Source organism: Sphingomonas aerolata, from assembly GCF_003046295.1.
Classification (GTDB): domain Bacteria; phylum Pseudomonadota; class Alphaproteobacteria; order Sphingomonadales; family Sphingomonadaceae; genus Sphingomonas; species Sphingomonas aerolata.
Genome location: NZ_PZZN01000003.1, coordinates 739,423 through 758,812 on the forward strand (window position 1 = coordinate 739,423; position 19,390 = coordinate 758,812).

The window sequence follows — 19,390 nt, forward strand, 5'->3', positions numbered from 1 at the left end:
ACCGGCGGGCGCATACCGCCTGGGCCGATGGGGACGTCCGAGCTCAGCATGGTCGATACGGGGGCGGGTCGCCTCTGGGCGGGCTGGTCGCGTCTGCGCGCGCAGGTCGAACGGCTGACGCGGCGGGCGGATGGCGAGGATCTGCTCCACGACGCCTATGTCAGCCTGGCGACCCTGCCCGCGGCGCCGCGCAACGACGAGGCGTTCCTCGTCCATGCGGCAGTCAACCGCGGCCGCGATGCGTTCCGGCGCGAGGCTGTTCGCGGGGCAAGCGAAGACGCGGGAGCGATTGAATGGCTGCGCGACTGTTCGCCGATCCAGGACGAAGTGCTGATCGCGAAGGCGCGGCTCGACCGGGTGCGCGAGGGGCTCGATCGTCTCAGCCCGCGGACCCGCGAGATCTTCCTCATGCAGCGGCTCGACGGGTATAAATATCGCGAGATTGCTGCGCGTCTGGGAATCAGCCAGAGTGCGGTCGAAAAGCACATGGCCAAGGCGATGACCTTCCTGGTCGATTGGACGGAGGATTGGTGAGCACGCAATGCATGGCCGCAAATCCCTAGACCGGATGTTTTCGGACAAGGCGGCGCCCGAACGCACCGCGGCGCAGTGGATCGCACGGCTCAACGCGGACGATTGCAGCGCGCAGGACGCGATCGTCTTCCGGCAGTGGCTGACCGCGAACCCCGAACAGGCCGAACGGTTCGAGCGCGCGACCGACCTTTGGGACATGGTCCCGGGAACCGCACCGTCGCGCGCACCGGTGGTGACGCGCCGCCGCGCGCTGGGCGGGGTCGCGGCACTCGCGGTCACGGCCGTCGCAGGAACCGGTGTGTTCCAGGCCGCCTATGCCGCGACGCCGTATCGGACGGGGATCGGCGAGCAGCGACGGATCGTGCTGCCCGACGGCTCGGCCCGAGCCCGGAGGAGCTCGGCCGCTACAGCCGCCGCGCCTGGCCGCGCTTCAAGGTGCCGGCGGGGCACCTGACCGCGAATGGCGCGACGCTCGTGACGATGCTCGGCGGCTGGTACGCGGCGCGCTACCGGCAGCTGGGCCTGCTCGGCGCGAGCGACTGCGCGGTCTATTACTGGGCGAACCACACGCAGCGCACCGAGGCCACAGCGACCGCGCTCGCCGCCGGCCTGACCCCAGGGTGCGCGGCGACCATCCACCAGTCCGCGGCCGCGCCCGATCCGCTGTTCGAGGCGCCGCACACCCCGCTCGCGCCGCTCGACGCCCCGCGGATGCTCGCGGCAATCTCCGCACGCGTCGACGGCGATCTGGCGGCGTGGGACGCGCGTCAGACCCCCGGCCGCGACCGGTTCGAGGCGCTGATGCTGCAATGCCGCCGTATCCCGTGCTCGACGACCGAGCGCACCCGGGTCCAGCGCCGGCTGGGCGATACCCCGATCGCGATGCGGATCGACGCGGCGGGCATGCCCGACCTCACCTCGCCCAGTCTGCAGGTTGCCGGGATCGCCGAAAGCCTCGTCATGGCCTATGCGGACGGGCTCGCCTTCCCCGGCTGGAGCGGGATCGACGCGGCGACGATCGGCAAGGCGCTCGCCGTCCATGGGGCCGGCATCGACCTGCGCACGCGCACCCCGGAAGTCGGCCGCCAGACCAGCAGCTATCTCGCGATGCGGCTGCTCGCGACGCTCCAGCGCGGTGCAGGCGCGACCGCGCTGGCCGACCCGATCGGCGACGCGGAGAAGATCGTCGTCGTCAGCGGCCATGACGGCACGGTAACGATGCTCGCCGGGCTGCTCGGTCTCGACTGGACGCTGCGCGATTACGGCGCCGGCGAAGCCGCCCCCGGCGGCGGGCTGGTGTTCGAGCTGTGGCGTCGTGGCGCGACCGGCAAGAGCGTCGTGCGGGTTCGCTATGTCGCGCAGGGGCTTGACCAGATGCGCTACCGCATCCCGCTGTCGGCGCAGACTCCGCCGGAGATCGTCGCGATCCCGGTCCCCGGCTGCGGCGACCCCTGCCCGCTCCCCCGCTTCACGCGCTATGTCCTGGATCAGGTGTCGCCCCCACCGCAGGGCTAGCGCGGAAGCGCGCTTAATTGCCCTCGGCGTCGACGACGAACACCACGGGCTTGCCGCGCGACATCGGCTCCCAGCCTGCGCCCAACGCCGCCCGGATACCGCGCGAAATGGTCGGATCGTCGATCTGGAGCCGTCCGCGCGGCAAGCCCTTCAGCAGGCGCTTGGGGGCGGGAAATTCGAGCATCGCCTCACGCTGGCAGTCCTTTTCGAGCAGCGAAAGGACCATCCCCTTCCACCCGTCGTCGTCCGACCATTGTGGCTCGCTCTGGAGGCGCCATTCATAGGTGGTGCCATCGACGTCGATGGTACCGGACGTGCTGAGATTTTTCGACATGCCGCCGCCTTAGCAGGTCTGTCACGGCATACCATGCGTCCGATCGCACGCCATGGCCGGTCCTGAATTACCAGCCTGCGACGGAGCCGCTATGTTCTTGGCGTGGGTGATCGTAGAAGCCGCCAAAAGCGCACCGGGGGAGCCATGACGACGAAATCGCGCTATCAGGCGCCCGCGCTCAAAAAGGGGCTCGAGATCCTCGAGCTGCTGGCCGCCGCCACCGCGCCGCTCAACATGTCGGATATCTCGACCGCGCTCGGCCGGTCGGTCAGCGAGATCTTCCGCATGCTGCAGGTGCTCGAGGAACACCGCTATATCGCGCGGGGCGATGACGGCTACCGGCTGACCAACCGGCTGTTCGCGCTCGGCATGAGCCAGCCGCCGGTCCGCAACCTCGTCGGGATCGCGCTTCCGGTCATGAGCGAGGTCGCGCGGCGGACCGGGCAAAGCTGTCACATGGCGGTGGCGTCGGGTGCCGAGATGGTCGTGATCGTCGGCGTCGAGGCCCCCAGCCTGTCGGGCTTTGCCATCCGGGTTGGCTATCGCCGGCCGCTGCATCGCTCGGCGTCGGGACGCGTCCTGCTCGCGTTCCAGTCGGCGGATGTGCGCCAGGCCATGCTCGACGACGTGCGTCTGGCGGGCGCTGCATTCGATGCGGCCGCGCTGGCGGCGGAGCTGGACGGGATCGCGGCGAAGGGTCTGCACACCACCCCAAGTCCGGTCCTGAATGCGATTACCGACATGTCGGTGCCGATTCTGGTGATGGGGTCCGCGCGGGCGGCGTTGACCGTGCCGTTCGTCGATGGCCCGGGCGCGCGTGTGACGCTGGACGCGTCGCAGGCTGTGCTGCGCCATGCCGCCGCGACGATCGCCGAGCAACTGTCCCCCGAAGTCCGCGACGGGCTGTATCAGCGGGTCGTCGACCATGGCGTGTCGGACGCGGGATCCGACGGCTGACCGCTCCAAGCGTGTCGCCTACTCCCCTCCTCACGATGGAACACCATATCATGTGGCATTGCCTTTTCCTCGACCTTCACGACGATGCCGCGCTGATCGCGGCGTATCGCGATCGCCACCGCGCGGTGCCGCCGGCCGTGCTCGCCTCGATCCGGGCGGCGGGGATCGAGGCGATGGACATCTATCAGCGCGATGACCGGCTGGTGATGATGATGCGGACCGGTCCCGACTTCGACCCCGAGGCGAAGGCCGCGGCCGACGCGTCCGATCCCGCCGTGGTCGCGTGGGAGGCCGCGATGTCGCGCCTGCAGCGCCCGTTGCCGAGCGCGCAGCCGGGCGAGAAATGGCTGCCCGCCGAACGGATCTTCGCGCTCGACGAGCAGGGCTGACCGGTCAGGTCAGCGTGCGGTCGAGATGCGTGTAGCCGCCATCGGGGATGATCCACTGCCCGGTCGTGTGCGACGACCGCGCCGACAGCAGGAACACCACGGTATCGGCGATCTCTCGATCGGTCGTCAGCCGGCGCCCGAGCGGGATGTTGCCCGCGATCTCGTCGAGCTTGGCCTGCGGATCGTCGAACGTGTCGATCCACGCGCGATAGAGCGGCGTCATCACCTCGGCAGGGAGCACCGCGTTGACGCGGACGCCGTCGCCGACCAGCGCCGCCGCCCATTCGCGCGTCAGGCCGAGCTGGGCGGCCTTGGCGGCGACATAGCCGCTGGTCTGGCCCTGCCCGGTCAGCGCGGTCTTCGACGAGATGTTGACGATCGCGCCGCGGCTGGCCTTCAAGTGCGGCAGGCAATGATGCGCCATGCCGTAATAATGGCCAACATTGGCGACCAGCGAGGCGAGGAAGGCCGCTGTTCCCGCTTCCAGCCCGATCCCGTCATTGGCGCCCGCATTGTTGACCAGGCCATGGACGCCGTGCCCCGCCGCGACGATCTGCGCGACTGCCGAGGCGCAGGCGCCGTCGTCGGTCATCTCGGTGCGGATGAACATCGTTGCGGGCTGAAGCGCACGGATATTCGCCTCGAACGCAGGGTCGAGCGCGCTGCGACCGAGGATCGCGGGGATCGCGCCCTCCTCCGCAAGCAGCGTCGAGATCGCGCCGCCGATCCCGGCGCCACCGCCGGTGACGATCACCAGTTTACCGTCGAGTCCCAGCTTCATGATAGTCCATCCTCGATAGTAGATAAGCGATAGACGCGCGCCGCCGTGCCGCCAAAGATCGCATCGCGGTGCCCCGGGCAGGCGCGCGCGACGAAGGTTTCGATCAGGTCGACCACCGCCGCATGCTCGGCGGCAAGCAGGCACACCGGCCAGTCGGATCCGAAGATCAGCCGGTCCGGTCCGAAGCAGGCGAGCAGATGGTCGAGATACCGCGCGATGTCGGTCGGCGACCAGGTGACGTGATCGGCCTCGGTCACCAGCCCCGACAGTTTGCAGGTGACGCCTGGAAAGGCGGCGATGTCTGCGATCGTCCGGGCCCAGGGGCCCCATTCGCCACCCGCGATGTCGGGCTTGCCGCCATGATCGAGTACCAGCGCCCCCGGCCCGGCCGCTGCGAGCATGTCGGGAACGCATCCCAGCTGTGCCGGCCCGCGGACCAGTATGTCATAGGCGAGACCGCGCCCCAGGATCGTCCGCACGCCATGCAGGACATCCTCGCCCAGCAGATAGCGCGGGTCAGGTTCGTCCTGCGCGATGTGCCGTATGCCCACAAGCGACCGCGATGCGTGACGGTCGAGCTGGACTGCGACGTCGGGCGCGGTCAGGTCGACCCAGCCGACGACGCCCATGATCCAGGGCGTCTCGTCCGCGAGCGCGAGCAACCAGTCGGTCTCCGCCGCACTTTGGCAGGCCTGCACCGCGATGCAGCCGTCGAACGCGGTGGCCTCCAGCGCGGGCCGGACATCGACCGGGAGCCGGTCGCGCGCGAGCACGCTGCCGGGCTGGATCCAGCCATACTCCGCCGCGCGATAACGCCAGAAATGCTGGTGGGCATCGATCCTCTTCACCATCGGGCTTTTGCATCCCTTCACTTGTTGCTCACCTGTGACATGATTTTTTATATATGCAAACCTCTCTCAAGGCCTATGATGGCGGCAATCGCACCAGAGGCGACGAAGAGAGGATGTCATGGCACACGCTGCGAAGGGCTCGAGCCACATGGCCGACATAGCTGACACCGCGACGAGCACTGGGCGTTTCATCCGGCCGGGATTTCGGACGGGCTTCATCCTCGTCACCAGCCTGTTCTTCCTTTGGGCGCTTGCCAACAACTTCAACGACATCCTGATTCGCCAGTTCCAGAAGGCGCTCGACCTCAATCGCGCGCAGGCCGGCCTGATCCAGTTCGTCTTCTATGTCGGCTATTTCGTGATGGCGCTGCCCGCGGGTCTGGTGATGCGCCGCTTTGGGTATCGCGCAGGCATATTGACCGGTCTGGCGCTGTACGCGATCGGCGCTTTGCTGTTCTGGCCCGCCGCCGAAGTCCGCGAATATGCGGCCTTTCTCGGCGCGCTGTTCGTGCTGGCGTCAGGTGCGGCCTTCCTGGAAACCGCCGCCAATCCCTATATCGTCGCGTTCGGCGATCCGGCGCGCGCCTCGCAGCGGCTGAACCTCGCCCAGGCGTTCAACGGCTTCGGCGCGGTGCTCGCGCCGACGATCGGCGGTCTGTTCATCTTCTCAGGCGTCGAGCATGACGCGGCGACGCTGACGACGATGCCGCAGGCGCAGCTGGTTGCCTATCGCGTCGCCGAGGCGCGCATGGTGCAGGTGCCGTATCTGCTGCTGGCGATCATCGTCGTGCTGGTCGGCGTCGCCATCGCATTGGTCCGCCTCCCCGCGCTCGACACCAAGACCGACGACAGCGCGCATGACGGGCTGTTCACGGTCCTGCGCGCGCCGGGGCTGTGGCGCGCGGTGGTCGCACAGTTCTTTTATGTTGGCGCACAGGTCGGCATCTGGAGCTTCTTCGTCGATTTCGTGAAGGACAGCCTCCCCGCCACGCCCGAGCGGTCGGCCGCCTATCTGTTGTCGCTCAGCCTCGTGCTGTTCATGGCGGGGCGGTTCATCGGCGCCGCGCTGATGCACAGGCTGCCGGCGACCCGGTTGCTGTTCGCGTGCGCGGTCGCCAACATCGCGCTCTGCGCGGTGGCGATGCTGTCGGGCGGCTGGATCGCGGTCGGTGCGCTAGGCCTGACCAGCTTCTTCATGTCGATCATGTTCCCGACGATCTTCGCGCTCGGCGTCCGCGATCTCGGGCCGCGCGCGACGATCGGCTCCTCGCTGATCATCATGGCGATCATCGGTGGTGCGCTCGTGCCGCCGGTGATGGGCCTGATCGCGGGCGCAGCGGGTGGCCTGCACGTCGCGATGGCATTGCCGCTGATCTGTTTCGCGGTCGTCGCACTGTTCGCGCGCGGCGCGACCGACGCCCCCCTTTCCCCTATCATGAGGACGATCCATTGAGACTGAACGGTAAACGCGCGCTGGTGACCGCTGCGGCACAGGGCATCGGCCGATCGATCGCGGAGGCGTTCGTCGCACAGGGTGCGACGGTCTACGCCGCCGACGTGAACGGCGAGCTGCTCGCGACGGTCCCGGGCGTCACGCCCATCATGCTCGACGTCACCGATGCCGCCGCGGTCGCGGCGCTGCCGGCGCAGATCGGCGACATCGACATCCTCGTCAACGGCGCAGGCTATGTCCATGCGGGCGATATCCTGGCCTGCGACGAGGACGCCTTCGCCTTTTCGATGACCTTGAACGTCACGTCGATGTACCGGCTGTGCCGCACCTTCCTGCCGGGCATGCTCGCACAGGGCAGCGGATCGATCGTCAATCTCGCCTCGATCGCATCGAGCGTGAAGGGCATTCCCAATCGCTTCGCCTATGGCACGACCAAGGCCGCGGTGATCGGCCTGACCAAGGCGATCGCGGCGGATTATGTCCTGCGCGGCGTCCGCTGCAACGCGATCTGCCCGGGCACGATCGACTCCCCGTCGCTGCGCCAGCGCGTCGCCGAGCAGGCGAGCGCGGCCGGTATTCCGCTCGAAGAGGCGACCGCCGCCTTCGTCGCGCGCCAGCCCGTCGGGCGCCTTGGCCGCCCGGAAGAGATCGCAGCTCTCGCGCTATACCTCGCGTCCGACGAGAGTGCATTCACCACCGGCACGACCCATGTCATCGACGGCGGCTGGGTCAACTGACCACCCCCTTCCCCACGACCTAGAACCAGAGGACGTTCGCTCCATGAAACTGTTACGCTACGGCCCGATCGACCATGAAAAGCCCGGCATGCTCGATGCCGATGGTGCGATCCGCGATCTGTCGGGGGTCGTGGGCGACATTGCCGGCGATGCGCTGACGCCCGAGGGGATCGCGACGCTGGCCGCGATCGACCCGGCGACGCTGCCGCTGGTCGACGGCACGCCGCGCTACGGCGCCTGCGTCGGCGCGGTCGGCAAGTTCATCTGCATCGGCCTGAACTACAGCGATCACGCCGCCGAAAGCGGGATGGACGTGCCCAAGGAGCCGGTCATTTTCAACAAATGGACCAGCGCGATCTGCGGTCCCGACGACGCGGTCGAAATGCCCCGTGGCTCGACCAAGCTCGACTGGGAAGTCGAACTCGGCGTCGTGATCGGCAAGCCCGGGCGCTATATCGACGAAGCCGATGCGATGGCGCACGTCGCCGGCTATTGCGTTATCAACGACGTCAGCGAGCGCGAATACCAGCTCGAGCGGGGCGGCACCTGGGACAAGGGCAAGGGCTGCGACACGTTCGGCCCGATCGGCCCGTGGCTGGTCACGGCCGACGAGGTGCCCGATCCGCAGGCGCTGCGGCTGTGGCTCGAGGTCGACGGTCACAAGTATCAGGACGGCACGACCGCGACGATGGTGTTCGGGGTGGCCGAGATCGTGTCCTATCTCAGCCGCTTCATGAGCCTCCAGTCGGGCGACGTGATCTCGACCGGCACGCCCCCCGGCGTCGGCCTCGGCCAGAAGCCGCCCAAATATCTGGCGGTGGGCAATGTCATGCGGCTCGGGATCGATGGCCTTGGCGAGCAGACCCAGCGCGTCGTGGAATCGCGCGCATGACGACGATCACCGGGCTGCGCATTCGCGACGTCCGCTTCCCGACCAGCCTTTCGCTCGACGGCTCGGACGCGATGAATCCCGACCCCGATTACTCCGCCGCCTATGTCGTGCTGGAAACGGACATGGCCGGGCTCGAAGGGCACGGCCTCACCTTCACGATCGGGCGCGGCAACGAGATCTGCGTCGCCGCGATCGGCGCACTGCGCGAGCGGGTCATCGGGCTCGACCTTGACTGGATCGCGGCGGATGCCGGGCGATTCTGGCGCCACGTCACCAATGACAGCCAGCTACGCTGGATCGGCCCCGACAAGGGCGCGATCCACCTGGCGACCGGCGCCGTCGTCAACGCGGTGTGGGATCTGTGGGCCAAAAGCGTCGGCAAGCCGGTCTGGCAGCTGGTCGCGGACATGACGCCCGAGGAACTCGTCCGCACGATCGACTTCCGCTACATCACCGACTGCATCACGCCCGACGAGGCGCTCGCGCTTCTCACCAAGCGGGCCGAGGGCAAGGCGGAACGCATCGCGACGCTCAAGGCCGAGGGCTTTCCCTGCTACACGACGTCAGCGGGCTGGCTCGGCTATTCGGACGAGAAGCTCTACCGGTTGGCGCGCGAGGCGGTCGATGCCGGGTTCGATCATATCAAGCTGAAGGTCGGGCGCGATCTCGACGACGATATCCGCCGCTTGCGGATCGCACGCGAGGCGATCGGTCCGCACGCCAAGCTGATGATCGACGCCAACCAGATCTGGGAGGTCGACCAGGCGATCGAATGGGTCAACGCCCTCGCCTTCGCGAACCCGTGGTTCATCGAGGAGCCGACCAGCCCGGACGACGTGCTGGGCCATGCCAAGATCCGCCGCGGGATCGGCTCGGTCAAGGTCGCGACCGGCGAGATGTGCCAGAACCGCATCTTGTTCAAACAGTTCATGGACGCGGGCGCGATCGACGTCGTGCAGATCGACGCGTGCCGTCTCGGGGGCGTCAACGAAGTGCTCGCGGTCCTGCTGATGGCGGCCAAGCACGACCTGCCGGTCTGTCCGCATGCCGGTGGCGTGGGGCTGTGCGAATATGTCCAGCATCTGTCGATGATCGACTATCTCTGCTTTTCGGGCACGCGCGAGGGTCGCGTGATCGAATATGTCGATCATCTGCACGAGCATTTCGTCGATCCCTGCGTCATCCGCGACGCCGCCTATATGCCGCCGACGCGGCCGGGCTATTCGATCGAGATGAAGCCCGCATCGCTCGAACGTTATGCGGTATCGGCGGAAGTGCGATACTGATCGCGTCATGATCATCGCCTCGACGCACGACTTCCGCGAAGCCGCCCGACGGCGGCTGCCGCGCTTCCTGTTCGATTATGCGGATGGCGGCGCCTATGCGGAGCAGACGCTTCGCCGCAATGTCGACGACCTCGCCGACATTGCGCTGCGCCAGCGCGTGCTGCGCGATGTCGCCGACATCGATCTGACGACGTCGCTGTTCGGGCGGAAGATGGCGCTGCCCGTCGCGCTGGGTCCTGTCGGGATCAGTGGCATGTATCATCGGCGCGGTGAAACCCAGGCCGCCCGCGCGGCGACCACCGCGGGCGTGCCCTTCTGCCTGTCGACGGTTTCGATCTGCCCCTTGTCGGAGGTAAAGCAGGCGAGCGGCACGGGTGCGTTGTGGTTCCAGCTCTACGTGATCCGCGACCGGGCGTTCATGCGCGACCTGATCGCCACGGCGAAACAGATCGGCGCGGAAGCGCTCGTCTTCACCGTCGACATGCCGGTCCCGGGCGCACGGTACCGCGACGCGCATTCCGGCATGTCCGGCGCGGGTGCACCCCTGAAGCGCGTCCTGCAGGCGATGGGTCGGCCCGGCTGGGCGTGGGACGTCGGGCTACGCGGGCGACCGCACAAGCTCGGCAACCTCGAACCCGTACTCGGCAGCAACAGCGGGCTCAACGACTATATGGGCTGGCTCGGCGCGAACTTCGATCCGTCGATCGGCTGGGCCGATCTCGAATGGATCCGCTCGGCCTGGGATGGACCGCTGATCATCAAGGGCATCCTCGACGTCGAGGATGCGCGCGAGGCGGTGAAGATCGGCGCGGACGGCATCATCGTCTCCAACCATGGCGGCCGGCAGCTCGACGGCGTGCTGTCGACTGCACGCGCACTGCCGGCGATCGCGGACGCGGTCCGCGGCCAGGTCACGGTGCTGGCGGACTCCGGCGTACGGTCAGGTCTCGACGTGGTCCGGATGCTGGCACTGGGCGCGGAGGGCGTGCTGCTCGGCCGTGCCTGGGTCTATGCACTTGCCGCGCGGGGCGAGGCCGGGGTCGACCTGCTCTTGACGCTGATCGAACGCGAGATGCGCGTCGCGATGGCGTTGACGGGCGTCCGCCGGATCGCTGATATCGATCGGACCATCCTGGCCTAGGAGCGCGGACGACCGCGCTACCCAAGCCCCGCGTTACACGGACCGCGCCGCTTGCCACGCTGCGACGAGCGCGCGCGCGCGCGTGCCGACGACGGCGGCGCTGTCGCCCGGCTTATAGAGCGCGCCACCGACGCCGATCCCCTCGGCACCCGCCGCCAGCCAATCGGCCAGATTGTCCGCGCCCGTGCCGCCGACCGCCCAGACGCGGACAGTCTTCGGCAGGATCTCGCGCACCGCCTTCAGATAGGCGGGCCCGAACGCGACCGCGGGGAACAGCTTCAGGCGTCGTGCACCCGCAGCGATCGCCTGGAACGCCTCGCTCGGCGTGACGAACCCGGGCATGGGCTCGAGCCCGAGTTCGACGCCGCGGGCGATGACGGCGGGGTTGGTGTTGGGCGTCACCATGATCGTGCCGCCGGTCGCGGCCAGCGCCTCGACCGCAGCGATGTCGAGCACCGTCCCCCCGCCGATCGCGGCCCGATCGGCGAACGCCTGCTGCAGCATGCGGATGCTGGTCGCCGGGTCTGGCGAGTTGAACGGCACCTCGATCAGGCGGATACCAGCCTCGACCAGCGCCTCGCCGATCGCCAGCACCTCGTCGGGTGCGATGCCGCGCAGGATGGCGACGATGGGCGCGGTGCCCGATGCGAGCAGATCATCGACGGTCATGGTGTCTCCAGCAAGGCAAGACCGGCAAGCGCACAGGCTTCGCCGGTATGAACGGTAGCGCCGAGGCCGCGCGCCGCGAGCGCCCGGTTGTAGCGGTCGGCGAGCGCCGGATCACCGATCAGCGTGATGGTGCCGGTAGCCGCGGGCAGGATCTCGGCGATCTCGGCGCCGATGACCAGCCCCGACAGGAACCCCAGTGCCCAGCGGCCGCTGGCCCCCGTGCGCAGTTGCGCTGCCCGCGTCTCGAACAGCGCGCCGAGCAAATGCCCGCCCTCCGAGATGCGGTCGAGCCCAGCGTCGAAACCGATGGCGTCATCCTCGGGCGCGCCATCATCCGCCGCCGCACGCGTCAACGTCGAATGCCGCCGCAGCAGCGCGAACAGCTCGCCCGTCACGAACGTCTGGAACCCGGTCACCCGGCCATCCTCGACGGTCGCCCATTTGCTGTGCGTACCGGGCAGCGCGATCAGATGACGTCCGGCCGCAAGACCGGGCACAAGCGCCATCGCACCGAAGATCTGCGTTTCCTCGCCGCGCATCACATCGGGTGCGCCAGAGCCGCGCGTGCAGGCAAGCCCCGCGCCGATCGTGACGGGTATCCGGTCGACCATTGCGCGCGCCGATCCCGCCGCCCAGATCGCCGGATCGGCAGGACAGTCGACATAGGGAATCTCGATCCAGCCGTTCCGCGACCCCACCATGCCGCAGAGATGGATCGCGCGCGGCTCCGATGTCGCGCGCCAGCGTGCGAGCGCGCCGCGCAGCACCTGTTCGGGTGTCTGGTCGCCAAGGTCCCCGATACCGGGCCCGGCGGCGCGATCGACAACCGCACCGTCCTCGATCCGGTAGAGCCGCAGGTTGCTCGTGCCCCAGTCGCCAGCGACGGTATAGCTCATCGACCGCGCCTGACATGGCTGACGGCGAATAGCGAACCCGCTGCGATCACCCGATCGGGCGAGATCAAACGCTTTTCCAGAACCGGGCTCCCGTTCGCGGCCGCCGCTGACCCGCGCGACGCCTATTACTAATCCTATAATTATGTGCGACGAAGAAGCAATTGTTTCACCGGTTCCGCGTTGGACCGGCCTGGCCTACGGTCAATTCGGCCTGACGTACCTGATCTGCAACGAGAATGACCGACAGGGGAGGAAGACATGGGCAAGCTATTGCTGGCCGCGCTCGCGGCGACGACGAGTGTGCTAAGCGTTGGCACCGCCGATGCCCGCCCGCGCTGGACCGAGGCGCAGGCCAGGGCCTGGTACGCGAGACAGCTTTGGCTGGTGGGCGCGAACTACACCCCCGCCTCCGCGATCAACCAGCTCGAAATGTGGCAGGCGGCGACCTGGGATCCCAAGCGGATCGATCACGAACTCGGCCTCGCCCAAGCGATCGGGATGAACACGATGCGCGTGTTCCTCCACGACCAGCTCTGGGTCCAGGATCCCGAAGGCTTCAAGCGCCGCATCGACGCGTTCCTGACGATCGCGCAGGCGCACGGCATCCGCCCGCTGTTCGTGCTGTTCGACAGCTGCTGGGATCCCGATCCCAGGCTCGGGCCCCAGCATCCGCCGATCCCAGGCGTCCACAATTCGGGCTGGGTGCAGGGTCCTGGCCTGCCGGGATTGCGCGATCGGAGCCGCTACCCCGCGTACAAGGCCTATGTGCAGGGGATCGTCGGGGCGTTCGCGAAAGACGACCGCATCCTGGGCTGGGACGTCTGGAACGAACCCGACAATGGCGCCGACCAGTATAAGGGCCAGGAGGGCAAGGAGCCGCTCGTCCGCGCGCTTCTCGCGCAGGCGTTCGACTGGGCACGTGACGCCGACCCGTCACAGCCGCTGACGTCGGGCGTGTGGCAGCATGACGACTGGACCCCGACCGGTGGCAAGCTGTCGCCGATGGAGACGCTCCAGCTGGGCCAGTCCGACGTCATCAGCTTCCACGATTACAGCTGGCCCGAGACGTTCGAGGCGCGCGTGCGCCAGTTGCTGCCGTATGACCGGCCGATCCTGTGCACCGAATATATGGCGCGCGGCAACGGTTCGACGTTCGACGGCTCGCTGCCGATCGCCAAACGCTACAATGTCGCGATGATGAACTGGGGGTTCGTCGATGGAAAGACGCAGACGCGGCTGCCTTGGGACAGCTGGAAAAAGCCCTATGTGATGGAGGAGCCGACGATCTGGTTCCACGAGGTCTTCCGCGCCGACGGCACGCCGTATCGCAAGGCGGAGACCGACCTGATCCGCCAGCTGAGCGCGGCACCAAAGACCGTGGTTCCCGGTGAACCCGGCGCCCACCGGCGCTGACGCCGATCGGGTCTCAGGGCAGCGACGACGCCGCGCGACCCCAGTCGTTCGGCGTGCGACCCAGCTCGAACTCGAGCGTCCCGCCCTGCAGGATCGCGGCCTGCGACACGAACGGCGTGTCGAGCGGTCGCCCGTTGAGCCGCGCCGCGCGGATGTAGCGCGTCCCCGCCCCCTGCCCGCGCGCGACGATCGTGAAGGTCCGCCCGCTCTCGAGCGTGATCCGGCTCCGCGGCTGGTGCGGCGCGTGGAGATAATAGAGGTCGCTGCCGAGCTTCGGGAACAGACCGAGGCGGTTGAACACATAATGCGAACTCATCGCGCCGCTGTCTTCGTCGCCGGGATAGGCGTCCGCGGTAAACCGCCGGAAGACGATATCGGCATATTTGCTCGCCAGATCGGGGCGCCCGACCTCGCTGAACAGCCAGGGCGTCGAGAAGGACGGCTCGTTGGTGAAGTCGATCAGCCCCGCGTCGAACGCATGCTGCAACCGCCGCGTAAACGCCGCGCGCCCGCCCATGATCGCGACCATGCCCGGAACGTCGTGGACCGCGGCGTAGGAGTAGATCCAGCCCGTCCCCTCGTAGAAGCCGAAATTGTCGTGCGTCTTGCCGTCCCAGCCGCGCTTGGGGTCGTTCGGCTGGAACCGGCCATCGGCGAAGCGCGGCCCGACGAACCCGGTATAGCCGTCGCTCGCCGCGCGCGGATCCCAGACGTTGCGCCAGTTCCCCGCGCGCGTCTCGAGCAGCGCGGCCTCGGCGGCGTGCCCCGTGCCTGCCGCGACCTTCACCGCGTAATAATCGTTGAGCGCCATGCCCGTCGTCGCCGATCCCGAGCGCGACCGCTGCGGCGTGCCCTCGGGGCTGCGATCGTCGACCGCAAAATAGCCGTCGACCAGATAGCGCGGCCGGCGCCGCTCGAACGCGTTGAACAGGACGACGTTCGCCGCCTTCTGCCAGTCGACGCCGGGAACACCGCGCAGGAACCCCTCGCCGATCACATTGTCGACCTCGTCGCCCGCCTGGCCGACATGGAAATTGCGCCCGGCGATGAACGCGGTATCCGCCGCGCCATAGCGTTCCCACGTCCGCACGAACGATCCGATCACGCCCGCATAGGTGCTGGGCCGGATCAGCGACATCAGCGGATAGACCGTGTGGTACGTGTCCCACAGCGTATAGTGATCGTCGTAGAGCGGCGACGCGCGCTCGGTGTCCGCCTGGTCCTGCGTGCGGTCGCGCGGCTGGATGACGCTGTGGTAAAGCGCGGTGTAGAAGCGCCGCCGGTCCGCCGCGCCGACCCCGTCAATCGTGACCCGCCCCAGCGCGTCGTTCCACGCCTTGCCCGCCGCACTGCGAACCGCGGCCATGTCCCAGCCGGGCAGATCCTGTGCGAGCAGCTCTTCGGCGCGCGCCGCGCTGGCGAAGGAGACCGCGATCTTCATCGTGACGGGCCCGCGACCCGCGCTGCCGAACGTCCACCACGCGCGCAGCGGCTGGTCCGCGGGCGCGCTCGCGCGCGTCGCGCCGGGGGTGCGGACATTGGCGCGTTCGACTCCCCAGGCGGTCGGCTTCGCGTCGACCCTGGCGACGAACCAGATGTCGACCTCCGCGGGCGACCAGTAATGCCGGGTGCGGACGCGCCCGACGATCTTGCCCTGCTCGGGGAACAGCGTCACCTCGGATCCCGCGGTCCCGAGCTCGCCCATGATCTTGCGCGTCACGTCGAACAGCAGATGCGCGTCGCCGCTGTTCGGAAAGGTGAAGCGGTAGAGTGCGGCATGATGCGCGGGCGCGATCTCGACATCGGTGCCATAGCGCGCGAGCGTCACGCGGTAGCCGTCCGCCCGTGCGCGCTCGTCGCGCTTGGGCGATAGATGCTCCGCTTCGGCTGTCGCGAGCGGCCCCGTCTGCGGCGAGACCAGGAACGTGCCATAGCTCGGCACCCCGCCCGACCCCTGCGTATGCAACTGCGCGAACCCGCTCAGCGGTGCGGCGCGGTCATAGCCCGCATTGCTGGTCGCCGCGGTGATCGTGTTCGGGCTGGGATGGATCGACCCCGCGGGCAGCGTCGGCCCCGGGATCGTGTCGCCCTCGTCGTCGTCCCCGGTGCCGATCAGCGGATCGACATAGTCGCTGAGCGGCAGCGGATCGCGACCCGGCCCCGGTGCGGCCGGTGCGGCCGCCGCAAGCGCCACGCCGATTCCGATCGCGCGCAGCACTGTGCAGGCCGCCGCGCCGCGGCGCGCTGTCATCGCTTCGCCGGAGTCGCACGCGCCTCCGCGGTCAGCACGAGCTCGGCCGCGAGCAGCGCGCCCTCCTGATCCTGCGCCACCGACGTGCGTTCGACCAGGTCGGTCACGAACTGCGGTCCGAACGGCAGCGGCACCTTGGAACAATCGAGATAGCGCGTCCCCTTCTTGTCCGCGATCAGCAAGTGGTTGCCGCCCGGGCGCCCCGCGATATCCACATATTTGCGCAACTCGATATAGCCCTCGGTGCCGAGGATGAAGAGGCGACCGTCGCCCCAGGTCGACAGGCCATCGGGCGTGAACCAGTCGACGCGGACATAGCCCGCACCGCCATCGCCGCTCAGCATCATGTCGCCGAAATCCTCGAACTTAGGATGCGCAGGATTGCCGAAATTGCCCGTCTGCGACGCGAGCACCTGCGCGCGCTTGCTGCCCGTCAGATAGACGAACTGGTCCGCCTGGTGGCTGCCGACATCGGTCAGGATGCCGCCGTTGCGCGCGGGATCCCAGAACCAGTCGGGGCGGCTCGGCGCGGACAGCCGGTGCGGCGCGAGGTTGATCGTCTGGATCACGCGCCCGATCGCGCCGTCATGGACGAGCTGCCCCGCCATCACCGCGGCGGGCACCTCGAGCCGTTCGGAATACATGATCGCGAACTTGCGCCCCGTCTCCCGGATCGCGCGGCGGACATCGGCGAGCTGCTTCAGCGTCACGACCGCGGCCTTGTCGCTCAGATAGTCCTTGCCCGCGCGCATGACGCGGATGCCCAGCGGCGCACGCAGCACGGGGATCGCTGCGCTGCACACCAGCTTTATCGCGCGGTCGTCGAGGATCTCCTGCTCGGACCGCGCGAGCTTGATGTCGCCATAGCGCTTGCGGAACATCGCGATCTGCTTGGGATCGGTCGCGTAGAAGGCGGTCAGGACGCCGCCGCCGCGGATCACCGCGTCGGTGATGCCATAGATATGGTTGTGGTCCATCCCGATCACCGCGAACGGCACGCGGTATTTGGCCTCGGGCGCGGGCTTGGCCATCGCCCCTTCAGTCGGCGCGTCGCCGCGCGTGGCGGATTGCGCGAACGCGTCGGCGGCGAAGCCCGCGGCCAGTCCGGCGGTCAGTCCGAGCCCGAGAAGTCCCCGGCGGTTGGTGTCGCTCACAGCTCTATCCCCTTTCAGATCGCGACCAGGTTCGTCGGCCAGGTCATTGCTTGATTTTGGTCCATCGCCTGCTCGCCGAGCAGCGACGCGACGCTCGCCTGATAGGCCTGGCGCAACAGGCCGGGCAGCGGCTTGCCCGCGCGCACCGCCTCGCCAAAGCCCTCGAACTGCAGCATCGTCTCGTCATATTCGCCCCAGCCGAGCGACTCGCCGGGTGTCGTCACGGGCAGTTCGGGGAACCAGGTTGCGCCGCCGATCGGCACGGTGCGCTTGTGCCCGCGCGCGACGTCCTTGTGCATCCGTTGCAACGCCAGCACCTTGGCGGGCACTTCCTGATAGATGCGTCCCAGCTCCGGCTCGATCGTCCCCTTGCTGCCCTGGATCTGCTCCTCGCAGCCATAGCGCGCATTGTTGAGCAGCGAGGTGTAGATCAGCTTCCGCCCGCCGCTATATTCGTAGATCAGCGCGACATGGTCATAGACCTCGCGGCCGTCCTTCCAGAAACAGATGCTGCCCGACCCGATCACCCGCGTCGGCACCGCGTCGAGAAACCAGTTACCGACCTGAAGCTGATGCGTCGCGAGCTCGGTCATCAGCCCTGCCGACCGGTCGCGGTACAGCCGCCAGTTGATCTGCCGGTCGTTCGCATCGGCAGGCACCGCGCGGCGCCAGGCATTGTTGCGGTGCCAGCTCGCGCGGATCTGTGTCAGTGTGCCGATCTCGCCCGCGCGCGCGCGTTTCAACGCGTTGAGGTAGGTCGGGTGGAACATCCGCTGATGCCCGATCTGCAGGATCTTGCCCGCCGCCTTGGCGTGCGTGATCATCGCGCCGCAATCGGCGATCGTCCGCGCCATCGCCTTTTCGCACCAGACATGCAGCCCGGCGTCGAACGCGTCGAAGCAGAGCTTCGCATGCGTATCGAGCGGCGTGGCGATGACCACCGCGTCGATCCCGCGCGCATCGAGCATCTCGCGGTGATCGGCAAAGCGCCGCGCGGTCGGCGCCCATTGCTGCGCCTTGACGAGGTTCGGCGCATAGCTGTCGCAGATCGCGACGACCGTGCAGTTGCGCGACTTGGCGATGTTCTGGATCAGCGCGCGGCCGCGGTCGCCCGTGCCGATCACGCCAAGCCGCACCGGGTTCGACTTGACCGGCTCGGCGCCCGCCGCCGCGGAGGCCGCGGACACCGCCCAGGGTGCGGCCGTCGCCATCCCCGCGCCCGCCGTCGCCGTCAGCACGCGATCGATGAACGATCGTCGTGAAAGGTTGAAATCCTTGTCGGTCATGCCGCTTGCATCCTTGCTGTGTCGTCGGTCCGCGCCGCGGCCTTGGAAAGATCGTACAGGAACCGCTGTGCCGGCGCCGCGTCGAGCAGGCGTCGCGCGCGCGCCGCATCGGCGACGAGCAGCGCGGTGCTCATCGCCTCCGCAGCGCCGCCGGTGCGATCGATGGCCACGGTACAGCGCGCCGCAGTCACGATCCCGCCATCGGTGGGGCGGATCATCGCCGCCCGCTCGGGCGCCTGCGTGCCCGCGCCGACCGTCGTCGAGATCGACAGCGCCTCGTCAACCAGTTCGACCTCGACGAGCACCGCGTCGGTGCGCGACGGATCGGGGATCGCGAACGGCCACCCGCCGCCCAGCGGATGCTCCCCGATCACCGCGATCGAGCTTTCACCCGCGGACAGGCACGCGCAGACGACCCCCGCATCGCGCAACGCCGCGCACGCCCGGTCGAGCGCGAAGCCCTTGCCGAACCCGCCGAAGTCGAGCGCGAGCGGCCGGGTCGCGGCGATCCGCGCGGAGCTGCGGTCGAACACGAGATCGCCCCAGCCCGCCCCGGCGAACCGGCGATCCGCCGCCGGATCGAACAGGCCCTCGGTCAGTGCATGCGCCGCGTCGATCGCGATCAGCGCCTCGGCCAGCACCGGATCGTCGATCGCGACGCTGTGCCCGGCGAGCAGTTCGTCGTTGAGCGCGGTCGTCGGCGACGGCCGGTGGATCGTCAGCGCGTCGTCGACGCCCTCGATCGCACGCCGTGCCGCGACCAGCGCGTCCTCAGACCCTACACCGAAGACGTGAAGCTCGATCCGCGTCCCCATCGCGACGAAGCGCTCGACCCGCGCGGCGATACCCAC

The 19,390-nt window shown here is 68.4% G+C and carries 20 protein-coding genes; 11 read left to right on the top strand and 9 right to left on the bottom strand.

Annotated features, from left to right (window positions below; translation table 11 throughout):
• Positions 1-48: 48 nt before the first annotated feature.
• From C8J24_RS15855 to C8J24_RS15865, 3 genes are read left to right on the top strand one after another with little or no spacing between them, the layout of a single operon-like run.
• The gene (locus C8J24_RS15855) at positions 49-534 is read left to right on the top strand and encodes an RNA polymerase sigma factor (protein WP_244180773.1); all 486 of its coding nucleotides are present in this window, start codon (positions 49-51) and stop codon (positions 532-534) included.
• Positions 535-541: 7 nt separating this feature from the next.
• Complete coding sequence (locus C8J24_RS15860; RefSeq protein WP_107933856.1) at positions 542-988, top strand: DUF4880 domain-containing protein; 447 nt, start codon at positions 542-544, stop codon at positions 986-988.
• Positions 970-2,049, top strand: a complete 1,080-nt coding sequence (locus C8J24_RS15865) for a histidine-type phosphatase (RefSeq protein ID WP_107933858.1) — start codon at positions 970-972, stop codon at positions 2,047-2,049. Before C8J24_RS15860 ends, C8J24_RS15865 begins: the two co-directional genes overlap by 19 nt.
• A gap of 13 nt (positions 2,050-2,062) precedes the next feature.
• On the opposite strand, the gene C8J24_RS15870 is transcribed toward C8J24_RS15865, so the two are convergent.
• Positions 2,063-2,383, bottom strand: coding sequence for a hypothetical protein (locus C8J24_RS15870; RefSeq protein ID WP_107933860.1), 321 nt, complete (start codon positions 2,381-2,383; stop codon positions 2,063-2,065).
• A gap of 144 nt (positions 2,384-2,527) precedes the next feature.
• Here C8J24_RS15870 and C8J24_RS15875 point away from each other — a divergent pair, with 144 nt between their 5' ends.
• Positions 2,528-3,340 carry an IclR family transcriptional regulator gene (locus C8J24_RS15875; protein ID WP_107933862.1) on the top strand — a complete coding sequence of 271 codons (813 nt, stop codon included), beginning with the start codon at positions 2,528-2,530 and terminating at the stop codon, positions 3,338-3,340.
• Between the two features lie 50 nt (positions 3,341-3,390).
• Complete coding sequence (locus tag C8J24_RS15880) at positions 3,391-3,729, top strand: L-rhamnose mutarotase (RefSeq protein WP_107933864.1); 339 nt, start codon at positions 3,391-3,393, stop codon at positions 3,727-3,729.
• A 4-nt stretch (positions 3,730-3,733) separates the two neighbouring features.
• Here the strand turns inward: C8J24_RS15880 and C8J24_RS15885 are convergent, their stop codons facing one another.
• Together C8J24_RS15885 and C8J24_RS15890 are read right to left on the bottom strand one after the other, a co-directional pair.
• Entirely contained in the window at positions 3,734-4,510 is a 777-nt protein-coding gene (locus C8J24_RS15885; RefSeq protein WP_107933866.1) for an L-fucose dehydrogenase, read from the bottom strand.
• Positions 4,507-5,361, bottom strand: coding sequence for an amidohydrolase family protein (locus C8J24_RS15890; RefSeq protein ID WP_107933868.1), 855 nt, complete (start codon positions 5,359-5,361; stop codon positions 4,507-4,509). Before C8J24_RS15890 ends, C8J24_RS15885 begins: the two co-directional genes overlap by 4 nt.
• 118 nt (positions 5,362-5,479) lie before the next feature.
• Between C8J24_RS15890 and fucP the strand changes: the two genes are divergently transcribed.
• Genes fucP through lldD form a run of 5 tightly spaced genes read left to right on the top strand, consistent with a single transcriptional unit; the run spans position 5,480 to position 10,870 of the window.
• A complete protein-coding gene (gene fucP, locus C8J24_RS15895; RefSeq protein WP_244180774.1) occupies positions 5,480-6,814 on the top strand; it encodes an L-fucose:H+ symporter permease in 1,335 nt (444 codons plus the stop codon).
• Positions 6,811-7,551: an SDR family oxidoreductase gene (locus tag C8J24_RS15900; protein ID WP_107933872.1), complete on the top strand. Its 741-nt coding sequence runs from the start codon at positions 6,811-6,813 to the stop codon at positions 7,549-7,551. Before fucP ends, C8J24_RS15900 begins: the two co-directional genes overlap by 4 nt.
• 43 nt (positions 7,552-7,594) lie before the next feature.
• Entirely contained in the window at positions 7,595-8,443 is an 849-nt protein-coding gene (locus tag C8J24_RS15905; protein WP_107933874.1) for a fumarylacetoacetate hydrolase family protein, read from the top strand.
• Positions 8,440-9,729, top strand: a complete 1,290-nt coding sequence (locus C8J24_RS15910; protein WP_107933876.1) for an L-fuconate dehydratase — start codon at positions 8,440-8,442, stop codon at positions 9,727-9,729. Before C8J24_RS15905 ends, C8J24_RS15910 begins: the two co-directional genes overlap by 4 nt.
• Positions 9,730-9,736: 7 nt before the next feature.
• A complete protein-coding gene (gene lldD, locus C8J24_RS15915; protein ID WP_107933878.1) occupies positions 9,737-10,870 on the top strand; it encodes an FMN-dependent L-lactate dehydrogenase LldD in 1,134 nt (377 codons plus the stop codon).
• A gap of 33 nt (positions 10,871-10,903) precedes the next feature.
• Here the strand turns inward: lldD and C8J24_RS15920 are convergent, their stop codons facing one another.
• Both C8J24_RS15920 and C8J24_RS15925 read right to left on the bottom strand, forming a co-directional pair.
• Positions 10,904-11,539, bottom strand: a complete 636-nt coding sequence (locus C8J24_RS15920) for a 2-dehydro-3-deoxy-6-phosphogalactonate aldolase (RefSeq protein WP_107933880.1) — start codon at positions 11,537-11,539, stop codon at positions 10,904-10,906.
• Positions 11,536-12,435: a 2-dehydro-3-deoxygalactonokinase gene (locus tag C8J24_RS15925; RefSeq protein WP_107933882.1), complete on the bottom strand. Its 900-nt coding sequence runs from the start codon at positions 12,433-12,435 to the stop codon at positions 11,536-11,538. Before C8J24_RS15925 ends, C8J24_RS15920 begins: the two co-directional genes overlap by 4 nt.
• A 258-nt stretch (positions 12,436-12,693) precedes the next feature.
• On the opposite strand from C8J24_RS15925, the gene C8J24_RS15930 reads away from it, so the two are divergent.
• Entirely contained in the window at positions 12,694-13,848 is a 1,155-nt protein-coding gene (locus C8J24_RS15930) for a cellulase family glycosylhydrolase (RefSeq protein ID WP_107933884.1), read from the top strand.
• 13 nt (positions 13,849-13,861) lie between these two features.
• On the opposite strand, the gene C8J24_RS15935 is transcribed toward C8J24_RS15930, so the two are convergent.
• The 4 genes from C8J24_RS15935 to C8J24_RS15950 are packed head-to-tail and all read right to left on the bottom strand — an operon-like array spanning position 13,862 to position 19,390.
• On the bottom strand, positions 13,862-16,099 hold the full coding sequence (locus tag C8J24_RS15935) for a GH92 family glycosyl hydrolase (RefSeq protein WP_107933886.1): 2,238 nt from the start codon (positions 16,097-16,099) through the stop codon (positions 13,862-13,864).
• The gene (locus C8J24_RS15940) at positions 16,096-17,253 is read right to left on the bottom strand and encodes a Gfo/Idh/MocA family protein (RefSeq protein ID WP_107933888.1); all 1,158 of its coding nucleotides are present in this window, start codon (positions 17,251-17,253) and stop codon (positions 16,096-16,098) included. Before C8J24_RS15940 ends, C8J24_RS15935 begins: the two co-directional genes overlap by 4 nt.
• Before the next feature lie 14 nt (positions 17,254-17,267).
• The gene (locus C8J24_RS15945) at positions 17,268-18,539 is read right to left on the bottom strand and encodes a Gfo/Idh/MocA family protein (RefSeq protein ID WP_107933890.1); all 1,272 of its coding nucleotides are present in this window, start codon (positions 18,537-18,539) and stop codon (positions 17,268-17,270) included.
• Positions 18,536-19,390 (bottom strand): FAD:protein FMN transferase, encoded by an 855-nt coding sequence (locus tag C8J24_RS15950; RefSeq protein ID WP_244180775.1) that lies wholly within the window; start codon positions 19,388-19,390, stop codon positions 18,536-18,538. Before C8J24_RS15950 ends, C8J24_RS15945 begins: the two co-directional genes overlap by 4 nt.